The sequence below is a fragment of the Paenibacillus sp. FSL P2-0136 genome (genome assembly GCF_037975325.1).
GTDB lineage: Bacteria > Bacillota > Bacilli > Paenibacillales > Paenibacillaceae > Paenibacillus_AQ > Paenibacillus_AQ silagei.
In genome coordinates, this window is the sequence record NZ_CP150244.1 from 3,980,073 (window position 1) to 3,992,222 (window position 12,150).

The window sequence follows — 12,150 nt, forward strand, 5'->3', positions numbered from 1 at the left end:
CTGCAAAATAGCCCGGCAGAGTGACTCTGCCGGGCGGGTACTAACTTTAGCTATTGCTTGCTTATGAATGCTAAGACTCCAATAGACCTTACACCTTACAAGTCTGGATGCTCATGCTTCGCCTTGAGGCGGCTCCAGCGGCGCTGAACTTCACCCTCGAAGCTGCGCAGGGCCGGTTCATTCTCCGGCTTCAGCAGATGGCGGGTCTTGCCCATCGTCTTCAGCCAGGCGGATACTTCTATCCGTTTGTCCTTGTCTTCCGGGTTGTAGGTGATACTTGTAATTCCCTGCTCTACTTCATAGAGCGGGAAGAAGCAGGATTCGACAGCCAGGGACACGATATCTGTGCCGTCCTTGTCGTCGCTCATCCAGTTCAGCGGACAGGCAATGAGAATCTTGCCGTAGACCAGACCTTCATTCTGCGCATACCACTGGGCCTTCGCCGCCTTCTTCAGCATATCCTGCGGATAAGCCTCACAGCCGGTGAAGACATAAGGAATGTTGGTAGCCGCCATAATCTGCGCTGTATCCTTGTGCTGGGTCACCTTGCCCTGCTGGGTTTTGCCGATGCTTGAGGTGGAAGTCCGGTGTCCGAGCGGTGTCGAATAGGACTGCTGCGCCCCTGTATTCATGTATCCTTCGTTATCATATTCCACGATGATCATCTTGTGGCCGCGCAGCGCTGCGCCGATCGCAGGTCCCATCCCGATGTCCATCCCGCCGTCGCCGGTAACCATAACGAACGTGAAGTCTTCCTTCAGTCCCAGCCCGTCAAGTTCACCGCGGCGTTTGCGTTCCCAGAACATCTCAACCACGCCGGACAGTGTAGCTGCCCCATTCTGGAACAGGTTGTGGATGAACGTCGATTTATGGGAGGAATACGGGTAGCCGGTAGTCGTTACCATCGCGCAGCCGGTGTGGTAGAGTGCTACGATATCCCCTTCGATCCCTTTGAAGAACAGCTCCAGCCCGGAGAAAATCCCGCAGCCCGGACATGCCCCATGTCCTGGAGACAGACGTCTTGGCTTCTTCATCAGCGAACGGACCGGCGGAACTCTGACACTCAGCTTGCCGGTCTCTTCGTTCCGGGTTACCGTGATCAGGCCGGTCTTCAGCTTATCGAAGTCCATCGGCTTCAAGAGGCGCTTCGGCGCATTCTCCGGCGCTCCCGGATTGTGGCCATAGTAATCAAAAGGTACTTCCACACGGTCTGCAACAACAGCATCCATTGCCAGTTGGAAGAAGTGGTGCCCGTCCTCGGCATAGAAGTCTTTACCGCCCAGACCGTAAATCCGGCTAATCACCTTAGTCGTTGTATTGCCGTAAGTGAACAGTGCCGCCTTAATCTCGTTCACCATGTTACCGCCGTGTCCGCCGACCGAATCGGCACGGTCACCTACAGTAATGGCTTTGACATGCTTCAGCGCTTCAGCAATCTGCTTCTGCGGGAACGGACGGATCATGTTCGGGGAGATCGCCCCTGCCTTGATTCCCTGCTCACGGAGCTGATCGACTACATCCTTAATGATCTCCGAAGCGGAGTTCATTAGGAAGACGGCGACATCGGCATCCTCCATCCGGTACTGCTCGATCATCTCATAATGGCGTCCGGTCAGCTCTGCGAATTCCTGGGCAATTTCTTCAAAGACTTCACCCGCATTGTACATCGCAACGGATTGCTGATAGCGGTTGTTGATGTAATCCGGTTCATTCATGTAAGGTCCCACAGTGACCGGATTATTACGGTCCAGGGTATCGGTGAAGCCGGCAGGCGGTTGTTCGCCAACAAACTTGTGAACATCCTCACGGTGGGCAAAAGCCTGTACCCGGCGCTTCTGGTGCGAAGTGAAGTAACCGTCAGAGGCTACCATCACCGGCAGCCGGACTTTGGCATGTTCCGCCAGCTTCAGCGCCATCAGGTTCATATCATAGACCGACTGCGGATCACGGCACATCAGGATCGGCCAGCCGGTGTTCAGGGCAAAGTACAGATCCGAGTGGTCTCCGTGAATATTCAGCGGTCCTGAGATCGAACGGCAGACCAGATTCATGACCATCGGCATCCGCGTACCTGCTTGTACAGGCAATTGCTCCAGCATGAACATGTATCCTTGAGCGCTCGTTGCGTTGAACACACGGCCGCCTGCCGTCGAAGCACCGTAGCAGATCCCGGCGGAGCTATGCTCGCCGTCGGACGGTACCAGCATAATATCGTGCTGGCCGCTGGCCTTCATCGTATCGAGGAACTGAGCCACCTCAGTCGATGGGGAGATCGGGAAATAACCCATGACATGATAGTTAATCTGATGTGCGGCATAGGCCGCCATTTCATTGCCGGACTCGTATAGGAATTTCTGCTCCACCTTGGCGGAGCCTAGTTCTTTTTCATAATCAATAGCCACAATGTATTCCACCTTTCTTCCGGGTTTTAGACTGGAGTTACCAGATCGAACTGATGCTTCACGGCATGGCTGTCCGCATAGCCTTCCTTCTCCCTCATGCTGGATAATGCCGAGGTCGGGCAGGCACCGATGCATTTCAGGCAGCCTTTACAGTACTGGTAGTCAATACCGAGCAGGAACATCTGCGAACGGCCCTTGCGGTCCAGGCGCTCTTCCCACACGAAGCATTGGTCAGGACATACCGTGTCACACTGTGCGCAGTTGATACAGGACTCGATCTCAAATGCCGGAAGCATACCGGAACGGGAGATGCTGAGATTCTTCAGGAAGCTGCTGCCCGGGTTGGTGATCGTTCCGCCCATCGGCTGAGTCTCATAACCGAGAGCCGAGATATCGGAACGGACATATTCCGGCATGCTGTCGCCGGCAGCCAGCTCGAACTGCATGAATTTCACTTCATTGTAGCCGCGCTCGAAGGTCGTGATGGCCGACTGGACGGCCTGCGGATATTTTTTGCCGAGCGACTTCTCAATGACGCCCTTCATGATATCCGTATCCAGGAACGGGCAGAGCCGGAACAGCGCCCCGAGCATGGCCATGTTAACACGGTTCTTCTCCTTGAGTGCGATGCTGGTAGCATCGATTACCGCAATCGTGCCGGCCTTCATCTTCAGCAGTTCTCTGAGTTCTTCCGGCGTCTTGGCCGAGTTCACAAGAACGGTGCTGTGTTCATGAATTCCGCTGGTTACATTCACGGTCTTGGCAAGTGCTTCGTGAAATACGCCGACAACATGCGGACGCTCGACTGGTGAAGTATCGCGGATATGGGTATCCATATCACAGAAGCGGATGTGAGCCTTAACCGCAGACCCCTTCTTCTCCGAACCGTACGATGAGAAGCTGACGCCGTTCAGCCCTGCGCCGACCACTCCTGCTTCCGCCAGCATTTTACCTGCCAGGTTCGCGCCCAGGCCTCCAATGGATTCCAGACGAATCTCAAAGAATCCCAGTTCATTTACTATTGGCAATTGTACCACCGACATAACCCCTTTCTTAGTACATCCTTTTGACTTTTTAGAGCGATTGTAACTTGATTTTGCAAGCCGCGAAGTGACATATCTTGCATTTTCCACGCTCAGGAAATCACAGTTCTTTATAGATTTATGCAGATTTCTTTATATGCGACAGTGCGGTGTTATTTCAATAGAAGGAATGCTTCCATGAAAACGACAAAATGTGAAAATTCTGTGTAATTCCGCACTTTCCCAAGCAAACTGTGGATGAGATGTCATCCTTAATTTAGCAATAAAATTAAAAATTAAGATGTTAAAAATATCACAGAAATTTTGGGCGATGCACAGTACCGGCAGCATCGTCAATGATCTTCATCCCTTTTAGGGCTGTGTTTACTGTAGGGCAAAGTAAATAAAGTAGATTCATTAAAACAGTGGGCAGATTTTAGTCCGCAAGTTATGCAGACATAACTTTATTCGATAGAGTTGATTTATGTACATTTGAACAACGGTCCGTCCTTGGAGCGTCCACCCAAGTCCTCGCTTCGAGCCCACTTAAAAACAGAGGGCTATCCCATTGGGACAGCCCTACTAAATATTCAGCTCATATTAGAGTACTTCGTATGCAGAAAAATTCAAATGGTAAGCAGGTGGTGAACTAAAGTTCGGAGCATCTACAACGATATATACTGTTGCTCCTGGTGGCACAAAAATGTTACCAAAGGTTTGTGATTCTGTTGTACCCGCCTTTTCTGTATAAAACAATTGGGTTTCACCAAAACCATTATTATAATTAATTTTATAACCAGCTCTTGTCGGTCCGTTCCCAGTAAAACCTCCTACAGTCGCATATACTCTTTTATAAGTAGAAGTAGTATTAGTCCATTTAAACCAATCTTTTTCTGTGGAATTTTGAATAAAGAGATCGTAAATAACCCCGCCTAATACTCCACCTTCTCCATTTAATAATAAACTTATTGCAGTGGACTGGGTATCTCCAATTCCAACTACCATTGGCCGGACTTCAGATAACTGACTATTTTCTTCGGCAAATGCGGAAGCCGATGGAATCAAAACGACAGTAGAGATAAGAAGAACAGACAGGAACTTTTTAATTTTCACAATTCTTCCGCCTTTCCAACCATTGTTAATCGGCCGATTACATCTTAAATAATACATCTGACCCTATATTTTTAATATAGTCCATAAGATGTCATATGATAGATATTTACTGAAGGTTACTTTGTTATTATTTGTTATATTATTGAATTAAATATCACATTATGTCATATTCCTCTAATCATGCATATTCAATGCAGGGACAAAGTCTGACCGATGTAGACATAATATAAACGTCTCAAGGAAACAAGCCATTTATAACCAGTACTGCTAGAGTGATAATCTTCTCCATAATGCCAGAACAAAATGCCTGCGGCATCCCCATTGTAGTCGCTTTTTCGACCATATCCGGGCCACACACCTCTGCCGCACCGAATGTGGTCGGTTTTTCGACCATATCCGGCCCACACACCTCCGCCGCACCGAATGTGGTCGGTTTTTCGACGATATCCGGCTGTTCGGTGAAATCAGCGAAGTCATTCCTATTACTGATCCAGAATATAGTCATCCTGCCGATGCTCCAAGACACTTCCCCCAACTTTATGCACAACTTATCCATATCGGACGTAAATCATAATTTCCTAATCAATTAAAAAAGCAGCTTCACCAGTTTACACCGGGAAGCTGCCGTGTACTGCTTAGTACGCCCACCAGTTGCCTGACATGACAATCATGGAGAACAGCTTGATGCTGTCTTCATAGTAATCCTCTGCCGAGCTGTTCGCCGTATGGCTCCACAGGGAGTTCAGCCAGCTCTGGTTGGCGGAGGAGGTCATTGCGCTTACGCCGAAGGGGGCATAGAATGCGCCGCTATTATAGCTGCCGAAGGTGGTTCCGTTCAGCTTATAGCCGTCCTTGATGTTACCCGGCGTATTGCTTGCTTTGGTCTTGATCCAGCTGTTCAGCTGATTCAGCTGGGATAAGGCCCGGTTATCGCCTGTCAGCAGATAATCGGTGGTGATCCGCCACGGGGTGCGGCAGGAATTGTAGTTATAGTTGCCGTCGTTGGCATCCTCCAGGAAATTAGCCGCAGCCGGCTTATAGGTATTGCTGGAGTAGACCACGAAGTCCGGCAGCAGGCCGGTGGTTGAGCTATAGCCGGTGTAGAGGCTGTTGATTAAGGTGTAGGTCTTGTTCGTTACATTCTGCCAGCGGGCATCCCCTGTAGCAGCCTGGAAGGCCTTCAGGTGATTGAGCATGAAGTCTGAAGGGCGGGTAGCCGTATTGTATGAGCCGCTGTTCGCCCAGTCCCCGAGACGGATCGTCCACTGGGTCTGATTAATCTCATTATCCATGATAGCGTTAATCATATTCGTCGCAGCCTGCAAATAGTTGACGGTTCCGCTGCTTCCCCATTGCTTGTGGGCCAGCAGCAGCGAGAAGGCAATATCCATATCTCCGTCGGTTGCGGAGTCTTCCCCTTCGATATTCTGGAAGCTGCTGTTCTGCTTCCAGGACATCAGATAGGGGTTGATGGCGCTTGGATGTGCTGTGTAATAATTGTAGAGTCCGTTGTAGTAGGTCTGTGCGTTAATGTCGTAGCCGGCCATCAGCACGGTGAACAGCATGCCATAGCCATGTGCTTCAGAGACCGTCTCCCCGGCTGAATTATATTTCACATAATATTTGCCTGTTCCGGCAGGCTTAAGATATGCGCCTTTCCAGGCATCCCATTTGGTCTTGACGGCGTTATCCATGACGGTCTGAGTGACATTATTCGGTTTAATGGTTCCGCTTGTATAGGTGGTGTGCTGCGGGAACGGTTTGTTCACAGCGGCGAAGGCAGACCCGGCAGGCAGGATAAATATGGCCAGACATAGAAGCATCAGACTTTTCCAGTGCAGCTTGCGTTTCCCTTGCTTGTTCATCATCCATTCACTCCTTGTGGTTGGGGTGGATACTTAAGAGAACCCATTGTATTCACAAACGGACAGCTGTAGGAAAAGCTCACCTCCTTACTGGATATTGCGGATGCTGCCTGCCGGACAAAAGTTAAAGCGCTTAAATTTTCGTCCCAAAAAAATAATCTTCTTCTACCAAAATTGTAAATCGGAACATATTTAATATATTATTCCAGAGAATCTATGTCAATAAGCATATGGTCCTACGTAAGAAGTGCCCGTTAAGATAGCAAATAGGAGCCTGCCCAGCGGCCTTCCTCCATTGATGCAGCAACAGCCCCTTCAGCCGGAAGACAATTCATCCGGTTGAAGGGGCTAAGTCAACATCTCTATTCCTGCACTACGGTCCGGTTACTCCACATCGGTAATCATATGCTCCGCAATCAGCTGCTGCTTGCGGTTCCATAGCTGTTCGCTGAGATTCACGCGGAACACTTCCGGGTTCAGCTTGCGCAAGTACTCCGGCCAGAAGAGGTCAAGCTGCTCCTCATGGTAACGGCGGATCTCCGCCAGCTCCGGCAGGGTATAGACCTGGAACCCGTTCACTACAATCGGCTCCAGCATCCGCACCGCGTCGTAACGCTCCACATGCTTCTTCATATAAGGATGCAGCGGGTTGAACAGCTTCAGCCGCACTCCACTGCGGGGTGCTGGCTCATCGGCGGAGCTGATATAATCAGCCAGCGCCTTGCCGTTCTGGCCGATAATGCGGTAGACTTCCTTTTTGCCGGGCGTGGATACCTTCTCGGGATTCGAAGAGATCTTGATCGTGGGGATCATCTCGCCGCTTGGCGCTTCGATCTCGACCAGCTTATAGACACCGCCCAGTGAAGGCTGATCCGAAGCGGTAATCAGTTGGGTTCCGACCCCCCAGGTGTCGATCGCCGCCCCCTGCGACTTCAGGTTCATGATGGTGTTCTCATCCAGATCATTGGAGGCCACAATCTTCACATACTGCAGCCCGGCTTCATCCAGCATCTCGCGTGCCTTGCGGGACAGATAAGCAAGGTCACCGCTGTCCAGCCGGATGCCGTTCATCCGTTTGCCCTGCGCTTCCAGCTTCTTCGCCGTGTTGATCGCATTCGGCACACCGCTGCGCAGGGTATCGAACGTATCCACCAACAGCGTCACGCCGTCCGGCATTACCCGCGCGTAAGCGTCGAACGCCTCCTGCTCGCTCGGGAAGCTCTGCACCCAGGAATGGGCATGGGTGCCCTTCGTAGGGATGCCGAACTTTTTGCCGGCCAGCATGTTAGAAGTCGCATGGAAGCCGCCGACATAAGCGGCGCGAGCGCCCCAGACTGCGGCATCCGCTTCCTGCGCGCGGCGCGTTCCGAACTCCAGCAGCGTATCATTCGGGGCCACCTGCTTGATCCGTGACGCCTTGGTAGCAATCAGCGTCTGATAGTTCATGAAGTTCAGGATCGCAGTCTCGACAAGCTGCGCCTCCATAATCGTACCCTCGACCCGGATCAGCGGTTCATCCTGGAACACCAGGGCCCCTTCCTTCATGGAATGAAGACTGCCTTGGAAATGGAACTGCAGCAGCTCCTCCAGGAAGGCCGGCGCATAGTTCTCCTCTTGCTCCGACAGGTAGCGGATATCCTCTTCCGTGAACCGCAGCTCGGCAATATACTGGGCGATCCGCTCCAGCCCGGCAAATACAGCGAAGCCGTTGCCGAACGGCAGCTTACGGAAATAGGCTTCGAACACCGCCCGGCGCTTGTGTGTACCATTCATCCAATGGGCATACATCATATTGATCTGGTATTTGTCTGTATGTAGAGCAAGTTCTCTCCTCAAGTCCTCATCTCCTAGTCATTCCACTGTTGTATTTGGGTTCTGTCTCTGCTGATGTGCTACTTCTCTATAGCGCCCGTGACAACCTTTGCGCCAAGACTGCCGCGGAAGTGTCCAAGCGCCCATACATGACCGTCAGGATTGAAGCTGGCGACGGCATCCTCATGCACCGTAATCCCGAAGCCGTGGTTGTAGGCATCCACTGCCGTATGCAGCACACAGATATCCGTACATACCCCGATCAGATGTACCTCGGTAATGCCCCGTTCACGCAGCTTCAGCGCAAGATCCGTGCCGCAGAAGGCGCTGTAACGCGTTTTGTCCATCCAGTAGATGGCTTCCCGGTTCGCCTCGTAGACAGCCTTCAGGCTGCCGTACAGCTCACGCCCCTCGCTTCCCCGCAGATTATGCGGCGGAAACAGCTTGGTCTCCGGGTGGTACGGGTCATCCGCTTCATGCAGATCTACAGCCATCACCACATAGTCCCCGCTGCGCACGAATTGTTCCGTCAGTTCACTGACTCTGGGCGCAATATCGATGCCGGGCTGGCCGACTGGCAGGTTCCCGTCAACGAAATCATTCGTGAAATCAATTACAATCAGTGCTCTCATGGTAGGATAGCCTCCTAAAAGGTTAATGGGCCTGCACTTCCCGGCAGCTTACGTATAAATGGATAATAACGGCTCATGGTCCGTGAACATATAGAGCTGTGCCGGGCGCTGGGAGTATTGATTGGAGCTGAGCGGATTCCCCGCTTCATCGCTCACTTCTTTTAATATACCCTGACGGCTGCGTGTTGACGTAATTTTGCGGATAAAATTCGGTTCTTTGAATTCCGGCACCACCGTCTGGATCACCTGGTACAGCTCGCTCAGCGTGAAATGACGCGGCAGGAACTGCCGGGCAATCGTCGTCTGCAGCATCTGCTGCTGAATCCGCAGGTAGGCATCAGTAATAATATCATGGTGGTCAAAAGCCAGCTCCAGCTCCTCCAGCGCTTCCTGCAGTGTGAACAGGCCAACCTCGCCTGCATCATCCGAGGCCTGCCGCTGCTCCAGCATCCACTCCTCCACCAGAGCAAAGAAAGCATGGCTGATAATCCAGCCGCGCGGATCACGGCCCGGCTGGCTGTAGACGCCGAGATACTCCAGATGTCCGCCGTCCACACCCGTTTCTTCCTTCAGCTCGCGCGTAGCAGCATCATAGATCGATTCATCCTCCTGGCAAAAGCCGCCCGGCAGGGCCCACATGCCCGCACACGGCCATTTTTTGCGCCGGACCAGCATCACCTTCAGCTCGCGCAGCGGCAGCGTCTTCGTGACGGTCTTCCGCTCGCGCTTGGTCAGTGTAAACATGACAATATCCGCCGGAACGCCATCCGGAGTGCGGTACTTCTTGGCGTTATAGGTTTGTTCCGCGTTCTCAGTCACTATAGATCATCCTTTGCCGCAGCTATTGTTTGTTGTTCGTATCTTTTAATGTACCAAACCTGTCCGCCCAAAATCAACCGGGGCAGGCCGCAGATATGTAAAAGGGACGGATTCACATCCGCCCCCGGGTGATTCTGCATTAATCTCCGCAAGTGGAGGGCGGCGCCTCGGTGCCTGCTTCCACATTGATTTTATCCGAAACGGTATCCCTGATCACTGAAATCACCATCTGCAGCAGATAATTGATATCGCTCTGGCTCTGCTGGAACTCGTTCACGACCGGGATGCTGTCGATTTCATCCTGCAGCTCTTCAATCTCACGTTCAATCTTCGCGACCATCGCCTGGTTCTTGAAGCTCTCGAACGCCACGATCTCCTTCTGCTTCTTCTTAATTGTAGCAATAAGTCCCTGCACACGCTCGTGATTCAGAATCTTCTGCTCGGCCTGCTGGAAATGACGGACCTCCTCACTGGTGGAGATGAGTGCAGCCAAGTCCTTCGCCTTGCCCATAATATCCTCCCGGACAATTAAATCGCGGGTATTGTGGGTCTGCATGCCATATTCATTCAGTCGTGCTTCTTCCTGGCTCATTCTTCTCGCCTCATTTCTCTATAATTAGAGGACCGCTGCGGCTTCCGCCTGATAGTCCCCTCTAATGTACCATGTCTTCGCGCCGGTGATGCTCACCTGCACCAGCGTGCCGATCAGGGAGGACGGGCCTTCGAAATGCACCAGCTTACTGTCACGGGTACGTCCAGCCAGCATCCGGGCATTATTCTTGCTCGTACCTTCCACCAATACCTCCACCCGCCGGCCTAGCATCCGCTCATTCCCCAGACGGCTCTGCTCCTTGATCAGATCATTCAGACGCTGGAGACGCGCGCTCTTAACCTCTGACGGAACATTATCGTCCATCCCGGCTGCCGGAGTCCCTTCGCGCGGAGAATAAATGAAGGTATACGCCATATCATACCCTACTTCGCGCACCAGGGACAGTGTCTCCTCGAATTGCTCCTCCGTCTCACCCGGGAAGCCGACGATAATATCCGTAGTCAGCACCGCATCCGGCACGCCTGCCTTAATCTTACGGACCAGCTCCAGATAGGCTTCACGGGTATATTTGCGGCTCATCCGCTTCAGCACGGCTGTACTTCCCGACTGCACCGGCAGATGGATATGCTCCACCAGATTGCCGCCTTTGCCCAGCACGTGAATCAGTTTATCGTCAAAATCACGCGGATGCGAGGTCATGAACCGGATACGCGGAATATCAATCCCCCGCATGTCGTCCATCAGGTCGCCGAAGGTATAATCAATGTCCGTAAAATCCTTGCCGTAGGCATTCACATTCTGCCCCAGCAGCGTTACTTCCTTGAACCCCTGGCGGGCCAGCTCCCGCACCTCGGCAATGACATCCTCAGGACGTCTGCTCCGCTCCTTCCCCCGGGTGAACGGTACAATACAATACGTACAGAACTTGTCGCAGCCGTACATAATGTTCACCCAGGCGCGCAGACCCTCCCGCTTCTTCGGCAGATTCTCAATGATATCGCCTTCCTTGGACCAGACCTCAATGACCAGCTCGCGGCTGAACACCGCTTCCTTAATCAGCTCCGGCAGGCGGTGGATATTATGTGTGCCAAAAATCAGATCCACGAAGCCGTACCGGCTCATGATCCGGTTGACCACGCCCTCCTCCTGGGACATACAGCCGCAGATCCCAAGGAGCAGGCCGGGCTTCTCCAGCTTCAGTGTTTTGAGATGGCCCAGCTCTCCGAATACCTTATCCTCCGCATTCTCGCGGATCGCACATGTATTAAGTAGTATAATATCAGCTTCGCTGCGGTCTTCAGCCGCCCGGTAGCCGAGCTGCTCCAGCATACCCTTCATCGTCTCCGTGTCATGCTCATTCATCTGGCAGCCGTAGGTGGTAATATGATAGCTCTTGCCTGCACCGAAATCTGCCATCTCCGGCGGAATGTCGAAATGATACAGCACTTCGATCTCTTCCTTGCCCCGCCGCTTGCCTTCCTTGTAATCGGGCTGGCTGTTGATCTGCACGTTCCTGCCTTTGATCCGGTAAGTGGTCTTGCCTTCAGTCTCGCTGACGATCTTGGCATCCGTGAAATCGAAATACTGCCCGTAATCCTTGCTCCCCTTCGCCATGCTAAAGTCACATCCTCTGCTGATGTCCCCATATTTTCCGTGCTTTTCTAATGTAAAATTATATCATACCGCTCCCAAGATAATCCATTCTGAACATTTCAGGAGCTAGGGGCTTTACTGTAACGTATACGGGCCACCAGCCTACGCGCCAGCAAATGTATGCCGTTTTCCGCATACATTCTGAGCTCCTCATATACTCATGCGGCCTCCGGATCATTCAAAGAGTACTTCTCCCCACGCTATGCCCCCTTATCCACAACAGACGGATAATATAAGTTCCTATACGACAAAAAAGCCCGGCCTAAAATGTAAGGTCCC

At 52.2% G+C, this 12,150-nt stretch carries 10 protein-coding genes; all 10 read right to left on the minus strand.

Features of this window, described 5'->3' with window-relative positions; translation table 11 throughout:
* Positions 1–95 precede the first annotated feature (95 nt).
* Positions 96–2,402 carry a thiamine pyrophosphate-dependent enzyme gene (locus tag NYE26_RS16705; protein ID WP_339248966.1) on the minus strand — a complete coding sequence of 769 codons (2,307 nt, stop codon included), beginning with the start codon at positions 2,400–2,402 and terminating at the stop codon, positions 96–98.
* 26 nt (positions 2,403–2,428) lie between these two features.
* Complete coding sequence (locus NYE26_RS16710) at positions 2,429–3,439, minus strand: 2-oxoacid:acceptor oxidoreductase family protein (RefSeq protein ID WP_036724606.1); 1,011 nt, start codon at positions 3,437–3,439, stop codon at positions 2,429–2,431.
* 585 nt (positions 3,440–4,024) lie between these two features.
* Positions 4,025–4,537 carry a hypothetical protein gene (locus tag NYE26_RS16715; RefSeq protein WP_339248968.1) on the minus strand — a complete coding sequence of 171 codons (513 nt, stop codon included), beginning with the start codon at positions 4,535–4,537 and terminating at the stop codon, positions 4,025–4,027.
* 235 nt (positions 4,538–4,772) lie between these two features.
* Positions 4,773–5,042, minus strand: a complete 270-nt coding sequence (locus tag NYE26_RS16720; protein WP_339248969.1) for a hypothetical protein — start codon at positions 5,040–5,042, stop codon at positions 4,773–4,775.
* Positions 5,043–5,172: 130 nt separating this feature from the next.
* Positions 5,173–6,405 (minus strand): glycosyl hydrolase family 8, encoded by a 1,233-nt coding sequence (locus tag NYE26_RS16725; protein WP_339248970.1) that lies wholly within the window; start codon positions 6,403–6,405, stop codon positions 5,173–5,175.
* A gap of 381 nt (positions 6,406–6,786) precedes the next feature.
* Positions 6,787–8,238, minus strand: coding sequence for a nicotinate phosphoribosyltransferase (locus NYE26_RS16730; RefSeq protein WP_036724857.1), 1,452 nt, complete (start codon positions 8,236–8,238; stop codon positions 6,787–6,789).
* Positions 8,239–8,294: 56 nt separating this feature from the next.
* Positions 8,295–8,846: an isochorismatase family cysteine hydrolase gene (locus NYE26_RS16735; protein ID WP_036724856.1), complete on the minus strand. Its 552-nt coding sequence runs from the start codon at positions 8,844–8,846 to the stop codon at positions 8,295–8,297.
* A 48-nt stretch (positions 8,847–8,894) separates the two neighbouring features.
* Positions 8,895–9,665 (minus strand): NUDIX domain-containing protein, encoded by a 771-nt coding sequence (locus tag NYE26_RS16740; RefSeq protein WP_036699096.1) that lies wholly within the window; start codon positions 9,663–9,665, stop codon positions 8,895–8,897.
* Between the two features lie 139 nt (positions 9,666–9,804).
* Positions 9,805–10,257 (minus strand): YlbF family regulator, encoded by a 453-nt coding sequence (locus NYE26_RS16745; RefSeq protein ID WP_076086829.1) that lies wholly within the window; start codon positions 10,255–10,257, stop codon positions 9,805–9,807.
* Positions 10,258–10,281: 24 nt separating this feature from the next.
* On the minus strand, positions 10,282–11,832 hold the full coding sequence (gene miaB, locus NYE26_RS16750) for a tRNA (N6-isopentenyl adenosine(37)-C2)-methylthiotransferase MiaB (protein ID WP_209878499.1): 1,551 nt from the start codon (positions 11,830–11,832) through the stop codon (positions 10,282–10,284).
* Positions 11,833–12,150 lie beyond the last annotated feature (318 nt).

What these genes read in the sequence shown, in the direction of transcription:
- NYE26_RS16745 (WP_076086829.1), bottom strand. Translation starts at nt 10,257, where the DNA reads ATGAGCCAGGAAGAAGCACGACTGAATGAATATGGCATGCAGACCCAC.
- NYE26_RS16725 (WP_339248970.1), bottom strand. Translation starts at nt 6,405, where the DNA reads ATGATGAACAAGCAAGGGAAACGCAAGCTGCACTGGAAAAGTCTGATG.
- NYE26_RS16735 (WP_036724856.1), bottom strand. Translation starts at nt 8,846, where the DNA reads ATGAGAGCACTGATTGTAATTGATTTCACGAATGATTTCGTTGACGGG.
- miaB (WP_209878499.1), bottom strand. Translation starts at nt 11,832, where the DNA reads ATGGCGAAGGGGAGCAAGGATTACGGGCAGTATTTCGATTTCACGGAT.
- NYE26_RS16720 (WP_339248969.1), bottom strand. Translation starts at nt 5,042, where the DNA reads ATGACTATATTCTGGATCAGTAATAGGAATGACTTCGCTGATTTCACC.